The sequence below is a fragment of the Sphingobium sp. BHU LFT2 genome (assembly GCF_018604485.1).
In the GTDB taxonomy this organism is placed as follows: Bacteria; Pseudomonadota; Alphaproteobacteria; order Sphingomonadales; family Sphingomonadaceae; genus Sphingobium; species Sphingobium yanoikuyae_A.
On the sequence record NZ_JAFCGW010000008.1, the window covers coordinates 100,315 to 115,612 of the forward strand.

The window sequence follows — 15,298 nt, forward strand, 5'->3', positions numbered from 1 at the left end:
CTACCTATGCGGTTCGGAATGCGGTTATGCGCAGTACTCAGCAAAACACTATGTGGATAGTATGAAAAAGTTCATGGGGATTTATGATCATTCGCAGTGACGAAATTGAAGATGTTGTGACCGATATGGGTGGCGTGATGCGTATGCATATTTTTCGCCCTGCTCGAGAGGGGCGGTTTCCTGCTCTACTATTCTTTTCGGAAATATATCAGGTCACCGCCCCAATCAGAAGGATCGCTGCATTTTTAGCCGGACACGGTTTCCTGGTGGCCGTTCCGGAAGTCTATCATGAATATGAAAAGGCGGGCACGGTGCTGCCGTATGATTCTGAAGGCACCGACAGAGGCAACGCGCTCAAGTTTCTCAAGCCAGTCAGTGCCTTCGATGCAGATGCTCGTGCCGGTATTGATTTCCTGACGGCTCACCCGTCGTCGAGCGGACAAGTCGGCACGATCGGCAAATGCCTTGGGGGCCATCTGGCTTTGCGTGCGGCATTGGATACCAGGGTAAAGGCGGCAGCCTGTTTTTATCCAACGGACGTCCATAGCGGGACATTGGGGGAAGGACGAAGCGACGACACATTCGCCAGATTGATCGAGCTACACGCTGAAACGCTGTTCATATGGGGACGGCAGGATCCTCATATTCCATTTGAAGGTCGCGAAAAAATTCGGTTGCGGCTTGAAGCCGTCGGGGCGAACTATGAATGGCTGGAGTTCAATGCAGCCCATGCTTTCATGCGCGACGAAGGTCCTCGCTATGATCCTGCTCTGACTATGCGCGCGCTCCTGGCTTCCATCGCGCTATTCCAGCGAACATTGTAAATAAGAATAGGCGGTGATGCCATCTGCGATCTCATGTTAGCTATTAAATTGATTTCAAAATGTGAGAATAAGCTGTGGGGCGTGGCGGAAATAAAGATAATTTAGCGCGCCTTGCTGCACTGTCGACCGGCGGCGCGCTCGGCCGGCTGATCCGCGCCGTCGAAACCTTCGGCTTCCATTTCGCCATTAGCGACGTGCATCGGTCCCAATTTTGTTCCGGGTCTGGCCCATCCGGTAATGATCGCGGGCAGCGGGCGGACCCGTCCAGCTCTACTTGGCTTCGCCAGCAACCAGCTGCGCCTTCCTTGCGGGTGCGCACTGTGTAGCGCCCTTATGCCTGTGTTCGCCGGCGTGTGCCATCACCCCTGCCGCTGGCGTGTCTGTGGCGCACACAGGTCCCCCCAGCAGCCCCGGGCGGGGCACTCCTTCGTACCTTTCGGCTCGCTCTTCCCTGCGATGACAAGCGGCAGCTCTTGTTGACTCTCGGCGTGTCTGGAAAACGAAGTTTGGTAGCCATAAGGAAGCGACCAGGGGTGAAATGCGTGCCGGAGATAATGTTCAGCGCTGTACCTCCGCTAGAGGTGCCGTGTGTCGCTGCTGACACTTTACCCTGAAGCGATGGGTAAAGTGTCACTGGTGATTAAAGCGGAAGAAAGGCGACAAAAGGGATTCACTTTTCGTTCTTCATGTGCTTGGATTCCTCCATGTTTCAGCCGGACCTCTTCACGCAGGACGTGGTCGCTAAGGGGGATGATCTCGCAGCGGATATTGCGACGCTGCGCGTCGCGAAAGCGCGCAAGGCCTCGTCGCCGGCCCTGGCCGACGACGAATATCTCGATCTTCCAGCCGTGCTGGAACGCCTTGCCCGCATTTCCTCGCGGCCACGCTACACCTTCATGGTTCTGAACCTGATCGCACGGGCTGCGGGTGGGTCAAACAGCGCGGGGCCCTATGTTGAGGACAAGGGACGAGCGGTGCCGGTGCGCGACTGGCTTAGCAATGCACTCTTGCCAATGGCGCAGAGAGATGCCCGCCGCCGCGCCGTCGTCGATCAGGTGCGCAGGGACCTCACCTGCAAAGGCCTGCTCCCCCCGAACCAGGATGCAGCAGAACGCCTGATTGCTGACGAAGTGCGCGAACGACTGCTACATTCCGGGCGCACTAATGTCAGTCGTGCTGTTTCGGATCTGGTTCGCGCGGGCCTTATACACCGTCACTACCAGGGATATCGCGTCGACCATTGCAATCGCGGAGCGCAGCGCGAAGCCGTCTACACGATTACCCCTGCGGTCCACGCGGCGCTTGGTAAAAATTGCTAGGGGAGCGCTGGAAGGAAAGATTGGGCCATTTGGTCTGCCCGGCTCGAATAGCTGATAGTGAATGTGCTGGCACCCCGCTGTTTAGGGCGTCAGCTTTTCAGAAGCGTGCAACGATGCGTCGCTCACTTCTGTTCTCAAAGCATCACCAAGGATGTAGGCCTGCGGTTCGATGCCGTTGAGCTTGGCGGTCTCGATGACGGGATCGATGGCGGCCGCCCGTTCGCCGCCAGCCTTCGATCCGGCAAAGATTCCGTTCTTCGCGCGCTGCATGCCACGGCGCTGCGCCCCATCGAGAGCACAGCCCTTGAGCCTGGGAAAGCGCGTCGCTCGCGTCAACATGATATGCGCCGCTTCGAACAAGGCGGTCTGCACCATTGTATCGCCGATTTCGCTGACACCGCCAACACAGTCCGTCGCTGCAGGGACGACCTGCTGGGCCGAGCTCGAACGTGAGCAATAGAGACATTGCCAAGGCTTGGGCTTGACCGCAGTGGAAACAGCAGGCGTCGCCTCCGTCTCCGGGCCTGTGCTTGGCCACCCCCAAACTAGCCAGCGAAACTCAGATGGAACCGCGTTCAGTTGCCCAAGTTCTGGGACAAGCGAGAAACAAATGCGGGATCAAGGCCGGAATGACCAGAACAACGAGAGGCGGATACAGCAGCCCCGACGCGCAAAGAATTGAAGCCGAGGTCCTGGGCCTCGACGCTGGAACAGACCCGTTTGTTGCCGCTGTGCGCGCGACCCGCATGCCAATGATCATAACCAATCCGCGTCTCGACGATAATCCTATCGTGTTTGCTAATGACTCTTTCTGCCGGCTGACAGGATACAAGCGCGACGAAATTCTCGGACGCAACTGTCGATTTTTGCAGGGACCTGAGACCGATCCGGCGCATGTTCAGGCGATCCATGACGCTGTGGAGGCGGTTCGTCCTATCGAGATCGACATTCGCAACCACCGCAAGTCAGGCGAGCCATTCTGGAACCGGCTTCTGCTCGCTCCGGTATTCGACGAGAGTGGAAAACTTGCCTACTTCTTTGCAAGCCAGGTCGACGTCACGCTTGAGCGTGAGCGGCTCGAAGGGCTCGAGAGCTCGAACGCTCAGCTCTTGGGGGAGATTACGAGCCGGCTCCAGCGCCAAAGCGAACAGGAGCGTGAACTCGATTTCGCACTTCGCGCGGGAAAGTTTGGGACCTGGAGTATCAACTTTGAGACCGGGGAGCTCACCTCTTCTCCCGCCTGCAGGGCGCTGTTCCAGGTGGACACGGGAAAGCCCTTCACATTTGAGGACCGGCTGGCTGCGATCCATCCCGCTGATCGCGCGGCTAATATTGATGCCATCGAGTTGACGCGCCGCACCGGTGCGGAATTCGACATAACGTATCGGATCGTGACGCCCAAGGGGGGAGTGCGTTGGTTGACCTCCCGGGGACAGCCATTTTTCAATGCCGAAGGCAAAACATTACGGCTTGCAGGCGTATCTTCGGACGTCACGGATCAGCGACGCGCCGAGCGGATGCGCATTGCGCTGGTGGAACTGAGCGACGTCGTGCGCGATGTGAAGGACCCAGCCGACATCTCCTTTGCTGCGGCGCGGATTTTGGGCGAGGCTCTTGAAGTCAGCAGGGCGGGTTATGGTGTCATCGATCCGGGACATGAGACGATCACGATCGAACGTGACTGGAATGCACAAGGCATATCATCACTGGCAGGTGTGCTCCACTTTCGTGACTACGGATCCTACATTGAGGATCTCAAACGCGGCAAAGACGTCATTATCGCCGATGCCGATCTTGATCCACGCTCGAGCGAAGGGGCCGACGCTCTCAAGGCCATAAGCGCACAGGCCGTCGTCAACATGCCGCTCACCGAGGAGGGCGGCCTTGTCGCATTGCTCTACCTCAATCACGCTACCGCGCGAGAATGGCTGGATGACGAGATCGCTTTTGTGCGAGAGGTTGCAGAGCGGACCCGGGTTGCCATCGAGCGACGACGGGCTGAAATCGAGCTGAGCGAACTGGCAGCCTCTCTTGAACAGCAAGTGGCGGAAAGAACGAGAGACCTCCTAGCCGCGCAAGAGGCTCTGCGTCAGTCGCAGAAGATGGAGGCTGTCGGACAACTGACCGGTGGACTGGCCCACGACTTCAATAATCTGCTCACTGGTATCACCAGGGCTTGAGATGATCCAGATGCGTCTGACGCAGGGACGTGCCGGAGAGGTGGATCGCTATGTGCAGGCGGCGCAGGGCGCCGCACGGCGAGCGGCTGCGCTTACGCACCGATTGCTGGCTTTTTCCCGTCGCCAGACACTCGCGCCAAAGCCGACATGCGTTATCGATCTGGTCAATAGCATGATGGATCTCATCGTACGCACTGTTGGTCCCGCTATTGAAGTGGAAGCCGTCCACGGCGTGGGGCTCTGGCCGGTTCTTGTCGACCCGAGCCAGCTCGAGAACGCTCTCCTCAATCTTTGTATCAATGCGCGAGACGCCATGCCCGATGGCGGTAAGATCACGATCGAGACTGGTAATCGATGGCTTGATCGCCGTACAGCCGCCGAGCGCGACATGGAGCCGGGTCAATATGTCTCGCTCTGCGTTTCCGATACCGGCACGGGCATGAGCAAGGAGACGATCTCCAAGGCTTTTGATCCATTCTTCACGACGAAACCTATCGGAATGGGAACGGGTCTTGGCCTCTCGATGATCTATGGCTTCACGCGCCAGTCAGGCGGTCAGACGCGGATCTATTCCGAGCTTGGTCAAGGTTCGATGGTGTGTCTTTATCTTCCACGCCATGTGGGGAGGGCGGACAGACCGGTAACGGTGGATGCTCAGCCGGTGCTTGCGCACCAGGCGCGCGAAGGCGAAAGCGTCCTTGTCATCGACGACGAACCCACGGTACGAATGCTCGTGGTCGAAATTCTCGAGGGGCTCGGCTATGGCGCGATCGAGGCCGTTGATGGTGCTGCAGGCCTTAAAATCCTAAATAGCGACGTCCGAGTGGATCTGCTAATAACTGACGTGGGTCTACCAGGAGGAATGAACGGCAGGCAGGTCGCGGACGCGGCACGTGTGCAACGCCCCGACCTCAGAATTCTCTTCATCACCGGATATGCGGAAAACGCCGTGTTAAGTCATGGGCATCTTGATCCTGGAATGCACGTCCTGACCAAGCCTTTCTCGATGGATGCCATGAAACAACGCATCACAGAATTGTTGCGATGAGGCGGGACCTTTGACGCGCCTGACTGCAGCATCCCTAAGGTACGAGAGACGCTTGACGTGCGCATCTTCAGTCCGCAGATTATAACGCAGCACGGGCCTGAGTTCGGCGGAGAGCAATAAAATGTCGATCAGCCCAGATGCCATCCTCGACATTTTCGAAACCGAGACCGGCCTCCCTCGCGACAAATTCCGGCCGGACGCGACCTTGGCAGAACTCGACATTGCCTCGCTCGACCTTGTCAGCATTGCCTTCGAAGTCGAAGATAAGTTGGGGGTCGAGATAAAAACGGACGACCTCAAGGCCGATATGACCGTCGGCGCGCTGATCGAGCAGATCCAGCTTTTGCGTTCAGCCTGATGGCAGAAGCTGTCGTCCTCACCGGCATGGGCTGCATCAGCGGCCTGGGTGTCGGAGTGGCGAGAAACTGGTCACGAACGCTCGCCGGAGAGAGCGCGATCCGACCGATCGAACGGAATGGAATTACCGGCGTCGCTGCTTGGATTGCGACACAGGACAAACCAGATCCAGCAGTCTGGCGCCGTTTCGGACGGCTCGATCCACTGTCTCTATTTGCATTGGTTGCCGCAACGGAAGCCGTGGCACAGGCCGGCCTTGAAGGCCATTGTGTGCTGGAGGACCGAACGGCCATACTGCTGGGCTGTGGCAGTGGCGGCAATGCAACGATCGACGAGGCATATGAGCGCCTCTATGCCCATCAGTCAAAGGTTCATCCCCAGACCATCCCATCCTCGATGATCTCCGCACCAGCCTCTCATGTGGCCATGGCGCTGGGCGCGCATGGCCCGACCTTCGTCCTGGGCAGTGCCTGCGCCTCATCGGCCCATGCACTTGGAGAGGCGATGCACATGATCCGTTCTGGTCGGGTGGACGTCGCCATAGCCGGGGGAACGGAGGCTTGTCTGACGCCAGGATCATGGACGGCATGGTCGGCGCTGGGCGTGCTGGCATCCGACACATGCCGCCCTTTCTCCCGCGATCGGCGCGGCATGGTGCTGGGAGAGGGAGCCGCAATATTGGTGCTGGAAAGCGAGGCGCATGCCCGGTCGCGAGGCGCAACGATCTTGGGCGAATTGGTCGGCTATGGCGCCAGCAGTGATGCCGCCCATATCACAGCACCCGACTGCGAGGGCATCATACGCGCCATCCGGGCTGCATATGCGGATGCAGATGTCGATCCCACTTCGCCTGCGCTCATCTCTACCCATGGGACGGGAACGCGGCTCAACGATGCGTCAGAGGCGCAAGCGCTGCACGCCTTCTATGGCGCTAACCTCAAAGCGCATCGTGCCGTGGCGACCAAATCCAGTCATGGTCATATGATTGGAGCGACCGGCGCGATGGAATTCCTGCTTGGAATGGTGGCGCTTCGCGAAGGATGGGCACCGCCTGTCCTCCATCATCTAGGCCCAGACGATGGCTGCGACATGGTGCCATTGATATTGGAAGCGGAGAAGATCGGCCAGCGGCTGCTCGTGTCGAACAGTTTCGCCTTCGGCGGTCTCAACGCGGTGCTCATCGGACGATTGGCATGACGGCGGTTGCACACATCAACGCCATCGGCACTGCCAAGCCGCCGCACGAGGTCCATGACGCTTTCGTGCGGTTTGTAGCAGGTCGCATAGAAGCCCCCAAGACGCGACGGCTGTTCGAGCGGATGGTGGAGCGTGCTGGCATAGAACAACGTTTCTCCTATCTTGAGCCCGTTACGCTCGATGATGGAACGATCACGGATAGCGACGGCTTCTATGGTCCTGGGGAATGGCCTGGGACAGACGCGCGCATGGCTCGCTACGAGCGCGACGCTCCGCGTCTTGGCCTGGCCGCCATCAGTGCCTTGGGTGATGCGCTTGACCCTGGCTCGGTGACCCATCTGGTGGTCGCCTCCTGTACCGGCTTCATGGCCCCGGGCCTTGATCAGCGGATCGCTGCGGCGCTCGGCCTCGACCCTGGTGTGGAACGGACTGTTGTGGGGTTCATGGGCTGTTATGCCGCCGTCAATTCGTTGCGGCTGGCGCATCATATCGTCCGCTCGCAGCCGGCTGCGCGCGTGCTCGTGCTGACGCTGGAATTGTGCACGCTACATTTCCAGAAGACGCTCGATCTCGAGCGGCTTTTGGCGATGCTGCTATTCGGCGATGGCGCGGCCGTCGCGCTGGTGAGTGCCGAGCCGCGAGGTCTTGCGCTTGATGATTTTCGTGCAACCACCTTGCCCGGCTCAGCAGAAGCGATCCGATGGACGATCCGCAATCAGGGTTTCGACATGCACCTGGGCGGCGAGGTCCCGGGGCATATCGGGAATGCGCTGCGGCAGGAGATGAAGCGGAACGACGCCGACGGGCTCCTACGGGGACAAAAAAATTATGATCTCTGGGCCGTTCATGCCGGTGGCCGATCCATCCTGGACGCGGTGGAGCAGGCACTGGAACTGTCGCCCGATGCACTGGATACGTCTCGCGCGGTTTTGCGGGAGCAGGGTAACATGTCCTCCGCCACATTGATGTTCGTGCTGGCACGCATGCTGGCAGAGCAAGCGCAGGCGCGCGGCATCGCCATGGCATTTGGACCAGGATTGGCTGCCGAGAGCTTCCGCTTCACGCGGCTTGGTTGATCCATGGTCGACCTCTCCGCGCGATCTGATCAACTGGAGTGGATGGACAGTGATAATGTGCCGGCAGAGCAGTTCGCTGCCTGTCTCACCGATCTGGCCAGAGTCAACACTGTCACCCTCGCCCGACCGCCGACGCTAGGCTTCGTGGCGCAGGCGCTGGAAAAGACGTCGCCGGGTCATGTCCTGACCCTGGTGGATATAGGCTATGGCGCGGGAGACATGCTGCGCGCCATTCGCCGCCTGGCCGAGCGCAAGGGACGGGCGATCCGCCTGATCGGCATCGACATCAACCCGCGTAGCCTGCCCGCTGCCCGAACCCACACGCCGCCGGAAATGGCGATCGAATATCGAACCGGCGACGCGATGGCGATGGATGAGCCGATCGACCTCATCATCAGTTCGCTCGTCACGCATCATATGAGCAATGAGGAAATCATACGCTTCCTCCGTTGGATGGAAAATCGAGCGCGGGTCGGCTGGTTCGTGAACGACCTGCATCGCCATGCGCTGCCTTATCATGGCTTTCGTCTGCTTTCGGCGGCGATGCGCTGGCACGCCTTCGTACGGCATGACGGGCCGCTCTCCGTCGCCCGCGCTTTTCGTCACGAGGACTGGCTGGGGTTGCTGGAGCAGGCAGCCCTTGCAGACAAGGCCACGCTCCGCTGGCATTTCCCTTTCCGTTATTGCGTGTCGCGCTGGCAGTGAAGCCAGATGCACTGATCGTGGGCGGCGGACTGTCCGGGGCTGCAGCGGCAATCTGCCTCGCTCGGGCGGGCCGATCCGTCCATCTACTGGAATCGCAGGAGGGCATTCACCACAAGGCGTGCGGCGAATTTCTGTCCGTCGAGGCGCAACAGCATCTAACGCATATCGGCCTCGACCTCGACGTTCTGGGCGCCTCCCAAATGCGCTTCATGCGGCTGGTGACGAACGGTGGGATAGCCGAGGCCCGTCTTCCGTTCTTGGCACGAGGCCTCAGCCGATCGCGGTTGGACGAGGCGTTGATCGACATGGCTACAAAGTCCGGGGCATATGTAGAGCGGCCGGTCCGGGCGCTTGATCTCCTGCCGGGCGGCATACGCACGAATCTTGGCGAGCGGCAAGGTCGTGCCATTTTGCTGGCGACCGGCAAGGTCGGTTTGCGCACCTTGCCAAAGATGGTGCCCGAAAATGCGCATGTTGGTTTCAAGATGCACTGGCGCCTGCCTGGAGCCGCGCTCGCCCGACTTGAAGAGTTGATCGAATTGACACTCTTCCCCGATGGCTACGCAGGTCTCCAATTGGTGGAGGGCGGCATTGCGAACCTCTGCCTTGTCCTGCGGCGGGAACGGCTGACAGCGCTGGGCGGAAAATGGGAGGATGTTCTGGCAATGATCGCGCCGCTTTCGCCAGGCCTTCGCGCCGTTGCGGATGGGGAGCCGTTGCTCGCCCGACCTGTAACCATCGCCAATCTATCCTATGGCCGCATTCACGCATCACAAGATGCTGAAGACATTTATCGGGTGGGTGACCAGGCCGCAATGACGGCCTCGCTCACAGGTGATGGTATGGCCATCGCACTACGCAGCGGCTGGCTTGCGGCGCAATCCATTCTCGCAGGACAGCCCGCGCCAATCTATCATGAAAGGCTGCGGGCGATGGTCGGGCCGCAGGTTCGGCGAGGTATGGTCTTGCAGCGTCTCGCCGAAATATCCTGGTTGCCTGGCACGGCCATTGGCCTGATGCGAACTTGCCCTGCTATGCTCCAATGGATGGTGCGCATGACGAGATTGCCCGATATGAAGCAGGAGGAAGGCGCGGCCCAAGAATAGACTGTCAATCCCAAGGCATTTGTATGGTTAAAGAGTGAGCGGGGCTAAGGAAAATTTGCGTGGCACCAGTAAGGGACAGGCGGGCTCTCTACAAGCAACGTGCGGCGGCAGGCCCCGCGACGGCTCAGAGCAACCAAAAACGGCAAGAAAGAACAATTCTTCACTGACCTGGACTGAGCTTCGAAGATGGTGAGGCTAAAGGGGGGGGCGACGCGTGCCAAACCAGCGCATTGAGAGTGCAAATGGTGGTCGGGCCTGGGCCCACAAAGGCTATGGTCGGGATCATTCCTTCACAATTCATCATCGCCTTGTTCGCTCCCCGATGCGCAGCGATAATCGGGCTGATCCAAGTCGGTCGCCTATAGCCTTCCACAAGATGCAGATCACCTTTAACTGAACGCCTTGGACGGAAGGGCCGACAATTAAGGAAAAGTTCACGATGCAAAAGGTCGGACTAGATAGATTGCTCGGTCTGGCTTTAAATTGACCAGTTCTTGGACGCTAGCTCTCTTGTAATGCCCTATAGGATGAAAGCGGCTCGGGACCTGTCAAGTTGGGCATTTGAAAGCAAATCGGCGCTTTCTTGAAAAGCAGCGCTCACAGACCTGGTTTCGATCATGCTTTAAGATGGTCGGTCCGGCAGCTTTTTCTCCAATTCCTCCAGCCACAACGCTGCGCTGCTATCGGAAGGCGCCCGCCAGTCGCCGCGCGGCGATAGGGCGCCTCCAGAGGAGATTTTAGGACCGTTGGGAAGCGCTGAACGCTTGAACTGGCTCATACCAAAAAAGCGGCGAAGAAAATTTTCCAGCCAGTGCCGGATTTGCGCAAGACCATAGGCTCGCCTCGCATCGTCAGGATAGCCTGCCGGCCAATCCCCAACCGACGCATCGCGCCAAGCGTGCCAAGCCAGAAAAGCCACTTTCGATGGCGGCAGCCCTTGGCGAACTATATGGTGCAGAAAAAAGTCATTGAGGGCATAGGGGCCGACCTTCGATTCTGTGCTTTGCAGTTCGCCTGGCGCGTCGGCTGGCACTAGCTCGGGCGAGATTTCGGTGTTCACGATAGCGTCGAGCACCAATTTGGTTGCATCGTCGAACTGGCCGGTCGCAACGCACCAGCGGATCAGGAACTGGATCAACGTTTTTGGCACGCCGCTATTGATGGCGTAATGGCTCATTTGGTCGCCCACACCATAAGTGCACCAGCCAAGCGCCAGTTCGCTCAAGTCCCCGGTTCCCACAACGAAGCCGTCATGCCGGTTGGCGAGCCGGAACAGATAGTCCGTGCGAAGTCCCGCCTGCACATTCTCGAAAGTCACGTCGTAAACAGGATCGCCGTGTGCGAACGGATGGTCCATGTCGACCAGCATCTGTCGAGCGGCAGGCCGGATATCGATTTCCTCGCCAGCAACCCCCAGAGCGTTCATCAGCGCCCAGGCATTGCCCCTCGTGGCCTCACCCGTGGCGAAGCCCGGCATGGTATAACCAAGGATTGCGGAGCGGGGCAGACCAAGTCGGTCGCATGCCTTGGCGGCGATGATCAGCGCGTGGGTGGAATCCAGACCACCAGACACGCCGACAATAAAATGCTTCCCTTGCGTCGCGCGGAAGCGGGTCACGAGCGCCTCCACCTGGATATTGAAGGCTTCGTAGCAGTCGGCATCGAGTTGCGAGGGATCGTCAGGCACAAACGGGTAGCGGCGGACCGGCCGGCAGAGGCCAATGTCGCCTGTTCGAGGCTTGAAAGGAAAGGTGATGGACCGAAAATGTTTCTCGGGATGGGCCGCGGCACCAACGCTGTCATTAAAAGTCCCGTTGCGCATTCTCTCCAGCCGCAGGCGCTCGAGATCTATATCAGCATATAGGAGTTTGGGCTGCGCAGCGAAGCGTTCAGACTCGCCAAGCAGATCACCCATTTCATGCACCATGGCCTGCCCGTCCCACGCAAGATCGGTCGTGCTTTCTCCCGCGCCCGCTGCTGAATAGGCGTAGGCAGCGATGCAACGTGCCGACTGCGAGGCGGACAGTAGGTGGCGGTCACGCGACTTGCCGATCGTGATGTTGGAAGCTGAGAGATTGCAGAGCAGCAATGCACCGGCGAGCGCGCCCATCGTGGATGGCGGGAGCGGAGCCCAGAAATCTTCGCATATTTCTGCATGCACGGTGAAATCGCTTTGGCCTGCGGCAGTAAACAGCAGATCAGTGCCGAACGCCGCGCGGTGGCCCGCGACGTTGATTTCCAGCCCTGTCAGACCCGCACCCGAGGCGAACCAGCGCTTTTCATAATATTCTCGATAATTTGGCAGGAAGCTTTTGGGCACGACGCCCAGCAGTCGTCCGTCGGCGATAGCGAGCGCGCAATTATAAAGGCGGCCCTTCCGCCGCAGAGGTGCGCCTACCAAAAGAAGCGGAAGATTCTTGCTGGCGTCGATCAGCGAACCGACTGCTGTCTCAACTCGGTCGACCACGGCTTCTTGGAGATGAAGATCGTCGATCGCGTAGGACGAGAGGCAAAGTTCGGGAAACAAGACCAAGTCGGCCCCGCCACTTGCGGCTTGTTGCGCCAGCTCCAGTATTGAGGCGGCATTAGCCGCTATGTCGCCGACGCTGGCACGCGACGTCGCCGCGGCGATGCGGACGAGACCATGGGAATGAATGGACTTGAAAGCGTCACTGTCCGTCAACGGCCTGCCTCATCATGCCAAGCGCTACGCGCAGAGATTTTATGCGTATCGGCCCGCGTCCGATCTCGCCGAAATGCTCAACCCGATGTAAGGTCTCGCCGGCCCGCCGCGCACAAGCAAAATGAACAAGGCCTGCTTCCTCGCCCTTCGGAGCTTCTCCTGCAAAGCCTGTCACGGCCAGCGCGACGTGCCCAAGGGAATGTTTTAGGGCGCCCTCAGCCATGGCAATCGACACCTCCTTGCTCACCGCTCCGCACCTCTCGATCTGCTCCTTGCCGATGCCCAGAAGATCGCATTTCGACTCTTCGCTATAAACGGCAAAGCCGCGCTCGAAGGCGTGACTTGCACCCTCTATATCGGTAAGCAGCGATGCCAGCAGCCCGCCAGTGCAACTCTCGGCTGTCACCAACTGTATCTGGCGAGCGCAGGCTGCCTCCAGCAACCTCTTTGCCGCATCTTCCACGTCGGGTGGAAGAACGGGCGACAAAGTTTCGGATGCTTGTGCGCTCAAGGGATCAAACAGTGCATGTTTGTGGGTGCTGTTCGCCCACCTGGGCGACTATCGCTCGCTCTCCTGCCGAGGACAGAGCGGCCTGGGCCATGGCCCAATGTGCCGGTCGACCCGGGCGGCGCGGCGCCGTCTGGCGGGTTTCGACTCGAAAAATTAAAGGGGCCTGAGCCTTCAGCAGGAGACACGCCTCCCTTTTGGACATTCTTTGTCATGATATTTTCCTTCCCATCTTGAAAGGAGATGCTCAGCGTTCGTTCCCCATGCACCCGCTCAAATAGGTTAATGTCAAAGCGAGTTGATGTGATTGCCCTAATTTCATTCAAGCTTTGCAATGAAGCGGATATAGTCGAGCTTTATTCCCTCAAAAACAGGATGCCTCGTCTTGAGCAGAGAAGTCATGGGGTTGCTCACGTTTGATGATCGCCGCATGCACTTGCGGAAAAAAGCAGCAGGCGTGAGCCAAGGAAATACTCCCGCTCATCAAGTCGATTTTCGGCCGTCAGCTTGAATCGCTTTGAGATGCTCACGGGAAAAAGGACGTCAGCCTCGTGAAGAAGATGAGGCCGACACCGCTATATAGATCGACATTTCCCGCACGTGGCGTGAGGACCTGTACTTATCGCCCAATGGCGCGCTTGCCGGAGTAAGCATTAAAATTGACTTACGGGCACTCACCATCGACATTATAAAGCTGCCCGCATATTCTCAAGGTCTGGAATCATCCCGGTCTTTTTCGGGATAATCTTCGGGCATCACAGTATCGACATTGGGGCGGTCCTCCACATCCTCCTGCGGCTTGGCGCCGCCGGTGCGAGGATCTGCCTTCTCGCGACCGGGCAACGTATCGCCACCGGGACCTCGCGGTGTTCGTGAATCCTCGCGGGGGTCTATTTCGTCCATCATCATTCTCCTTCAGGTGCAGATCCAGGCTCGGCCATTGCGCGATGCCGCTCGGCAAGGATGGAGGCGGGCGTCACATGAGCCGCTGCCGCCTGCAGCTTGTTCTTCCAGCCCGAAACGATACGCTCCTTGCCCGCCATGAGAGCGTCCCAACCATCCCTGGCGACCTTGTGCGGGTCGTCCTTCTTCTGGCTGCCCACGCTGGTATCTAGCATGTCGGCCCGATCGAAAAATTCCGTCTCCGTGGGACCAGGCATCAAGGTAGTGACGGTAACGCCGCTCATTTCCTTGATCTCATTGCGGAGCGCGTCTGCAAAGCTGTCTATGAAGGCCTTCGATCCATTATATACCGCCTGGAAGCTGCCCGGAATGAAGCCAGCGATTGAACCGGTTATCAGCACCTTGCCTTCATTGCGGGCGACCATGACTTTGAGGACCTTGTGCAGCAGATAAAGGGTGCCGGTGATGTTGGTGTCGACCACTCGTCGCCACTCGGCGACCTCTTGCTCCAGAAAGCCATGGCCCAGCCCTTTTCCGGCATTGGCGCAAAGCAGATCAATTGTTCGTCCATCAGTCGCTGCCAGCAGCTGGTCTACGCCTTCGACGGTGGATAGGTCGGCTTCGAGTGACTTTACCTCGACGCCATGACGGCGAAAATCGGTGGCTGACGCATCAATCAGCGGTTCGTCCGCTACAACCAAAAGGTCATAGCCGTCTTGTGCGGCAAGATGGGCAAGCTCGAAGCCAATGCCCGTCGACGCGCCGGTAATGATCGCGAATTTACCCATCGATAATTTCCTTTATGATCCCAGCTTCTCCAGCATTTCGACATGGCTGCGAACAACCGGGACGATTTCGCCGGCCGCCTGCTTCAAAGGAATAACATCGCCAGTGGCGGCAAAGCCCTGATGCAGAGACAGTGCGGCCTGATGTGCAGCCTTCTGACTGGCAATGTACACCGCATCCACGCTGTCGCTCGAAGCCGCATTGATATCGTCGAGCATCGATTGCTGGTCCGGCATCAAAATAGGCGGTCGCACCGTCAGCTTCGCCTGCGCCGCAGCATCTTTGAGCTTAGCGGTCGAGCCTTGATGCGCTTTTATCATCATCTGGGCAAAGTTGCGGATCTTGGGATTTTGCGTTTTTTCCAAGACCGCCTTTGACGATTCAGTCTCGAACAGGTCGCCAGCGCCAGCCTGCGCCAGATAATCAGACGAGCTCTGGGACGAGATGGCTGAAACTGGTGGGGCGGGAGCCATCGCGTTGTTGGCCGCGGCTGCGTTTCGGGACCCAGAGTCGCCCATTCCTGCCGCGGTTGGCTTTTCATTGCAGGCGGCCAGCAGCAGAGCTGGCATTATGCCCAAGCCCAGGAATTTGGTGGATGACATTTTC

Annotated in this window: 13 protein-coding genes and 1 pseudogene; 8 read left to right on the plus strand and 6 right to left on the minus strand. The window is 58.8% G+C overall.

The features are described from left to right. Nucleotides 1–83 precede the first annotated feature (83 nt). Together JQK15_RS15845 and JQK15_RS15850 are read left to right on the plus strand one after the other, a co-directional pair. On the plus strand, nt 84–824 hold the full coding sequence (locus JQK15_RS15845; RefSeq protein WP_214866378.1) for a dienelactone hydrolase family protein: 741 nt from the start codon (nt 84–86) through the stop codon (nt 822–824). Between the two features lie 704 nt (nt 825–1,528). After that, nucleotides 1,529–2,143: a hypothetical protein gene (locus tag JQK15_RS15850; RefSeq protein ID WP_251007786.1), complete on the plus strand. Its 615-nt coding sequence runs from the start codon at nt 1,529–1,531 to the stop codon at nt 2,141–2,143. Between the two features lie 81 nt (nt 2,144–2,224). Here JQK15_RS15850 and JQK15_RS27675 read toward each other — a convergent pair whose 3' ends face one another. After that, entirely contained in the window at nt 2,225–2,518 is a 294-nt protein-coding gene (locus JQK15_RS27675) for a hypothetical protein (RefSeq protein ID WP_214866487.1), read from the minus strand. Nucleotides 2,519–2,772: 254 nt separating this feature from the next. Here JQK15_RS27675 and JQK15_RS15860 point away from each other — a divergent pair. From JQK15_RS15860 to JQK15_RS15885, 6 genes and pseudogenes are all read left to right on the plus strand, one after another. Beyond that, a pseudogene (locus tag JQK15_RS15860) lies at nt 2,773–5,371 on the plus strand (PAS domain-containing protein). 121 nt (nt 5,372–5,492) lie between these two features. Next, nucleotides 5,493–5,729 carry an acyl carrier protein gene (locus JQK15_RS15865; protein ID WP_251007787.1) on the plus strand — a complete coding sequence of 79 codons (237 nt, stop codon included), beginning with the start codon at nt 5,493–5,495 and terminating at the stop codon, nt 5,727–5,729. Further along, nucleotides 5,729–6,925 (plus strand): beta-ketoacyl-[acyl-carrier-protein] synthase family protein, encoded by a 1,197-nt coding sequence (locus tag JQK15_RS15870; RefSeq protein WP_214866379.1) that lies wholly within the window; start codon nt 5,729–5,731, stop codon nt 6,923–6,925. Before JQK15_RS15865 ends, JQK15_RS15870 begins: the two co-directional genes overlap by 1 nt. Continuing rightward, complete coding sequence (locus JQK15_RS15875) at nt 6,922–8,001, plus strand: type III polyketide synthase (protein ID WP_214866380.1); 1,080 nt, start codon at nt 6,922–6,924, stop codon at nt 7,999–8,001. The genes JQK15_RS15870 and JQK15_RS15875 overlap by 4 nt, the downstream gene beginning before the upstream one ends. A 42-nt stretch (nt 8,002–8,043) precedes the next feature. Then, complete coding sequence (locus JQK15_RS15880) at nt 8,044–8,706, plus strand: methyltransferase domain-containing protein (RefSeq protein WP_251007788.1); 663 nt, start codon at nt 8,044–8,046, stop codon at nt 8,704–8,706. Then, nucleotides 8,703–9,812: an NAD(P)/FAD-dependent oxidoreductase gene (locus JQK15_RS15885; protein ID WP_214866382.1), complete on the plus strand. Its 1,110-nt coding sequence runs from the start codon at nt 8,703–8,705 to the stop codon at nt 9,810–9,812. Before JQK15_RS15880 ends, JQK15_RS15885 begins: the two co-directional genes overlap by 4 nt. Before the next feature lie 622 nt (nt 9,813–10,434). Here the strand turns inward: JQK15_RS15885 and JQK15_RS15890 are convergent. From JQK15_RS15890 to JQK15_RS15910, 5 genes are all read right to left on the minus strand, one after another. Further along, entirely contained in the window at nt 10,435–12,495 is a 2,061-nt protein-coding gene (locus JQK15_RS15890) for an NAD(+) synthase (protein WP_214866383.1), read from the minus strand. Beyond that, on the minus strand, nt 12,482–13,006 hold the full coding sequence (locus JQK15_RS15895) for a CinA family protein (RefSeq protein WP_251007789.1): 525 nt from the start codon (nt 13,004–13,006) through the stop codon (nt 12,482–12,484). Before JQK15_RS15895 ends, JQK15_RS15890 begins: the two co-directional genes overlap by 14 nt. A 705-nt stretch (nt 13,007–13,711) precedes the next feature. Then, on the minus strand, nt 13,712–13,912 hold the full coding sequence (locus tag JQK15_RS15900) for a hypothetical protein (protein WP_251007790.1): 201 nt from the start codon (nt 13,910–13,912) through the stop codon (nt 13,712–13,714). Beyond that, complete coding sequence (locus JQK15_RS15905) at nt 13,909–14,694, minus strand: SDR family NAD(P)-dependent oxidoreductase (RefSeq protein WP_214866384.1); 786 nt, start codon at nt 14,692–14,694, stop codon at nt 13,909–13,911. The genes JQK15_RS15900 and JQK15_RS15905 overlap by 4 nt, the downstream gene beginning before the upstream one ends. Before the next feature lie 12 nt (nt 14,695–14,706). Further along, nucleotides 14,707–15,294, minus strand: a complete 588-nt coding sequence (locus JQK15_RS15910) for a DUF4142 domain-containing protein (protein WP_214866385.1) — start codon at nt 15,292–15,294, stop codon at nt 14,707–14,709. Between the last annotated feature and the right edge of the window lie 4 nt (nt 15,295–15,298).

Coding starts and splice junctions, on each gene's coding strand:
- JQK15_RS15900 (WP_251007790.1), bottom strand. CDS start 13,912: ATGATGATGGACGAAATAGACCCCCGCGAGGATTCACGAACACCGCGA.
- JQK15_RS15865 (WP_251007787.1), top strand. CDS start 5,493: ATGTCGATCAGCCCAGATGCCATCCTCGACATTTTCGAAACCGAGACC.
- JQK15_RS15910 (WP_214866385.1), bottom strand. CDS start 15,294: ATGTCATCCACCAAATTCCTGGGCTTGGGCATAATGCCAGCTCTGCTG.
- JQK15_RS15905 (WP_214866384.1), bottom strand. CDS start 14,694: ATGGGTAAATTCGCGATCATTACCGGCGCGTCGACGGGCATTGGCTTC.
- JQK15_RS15870 (WP_214866379.1), top strand. CDS start 5,729: ATGGCAGAAGCTGTCGTCCTCACCGGCATGGGCTGCATCAGCGGCCTG.
- JQK15_RS27675 (WP_214866487.1), bottom strand. CDS start 2,518: ATGGTGCAGACCGCCTTGTTCGAAGCGGCGCATATCATGTTGACGCGA.
- JQK15_RS15845 (WP_214866378.1), top strand. CDS start 84: ATGATCATTCGCAGTGACGAAATTGAAGATGTTGTGACCGATATGGGT.
- JQK15_RS15880 (WP_251007788.1), top strand. CDS start 8,044: ATGGACAGTGATAATGTGCCGGCAGAGCAGTTCGCTGCCTGTCTCACC.
- JQK15_RS15875 (WP_214866380.1), top strand. CDS start 6,922: ATGACGGCGGTTGCACACATCAACGCCATCGGCACTGCCAAGCCGCCG.
- JQK15_RS15850 (WP_251007786.1), top strand. CDS start 1,529: ATGTTTCAGCCGGACCTCTTCACGCAGGACGTGGTCGCTAAGGGGGAT.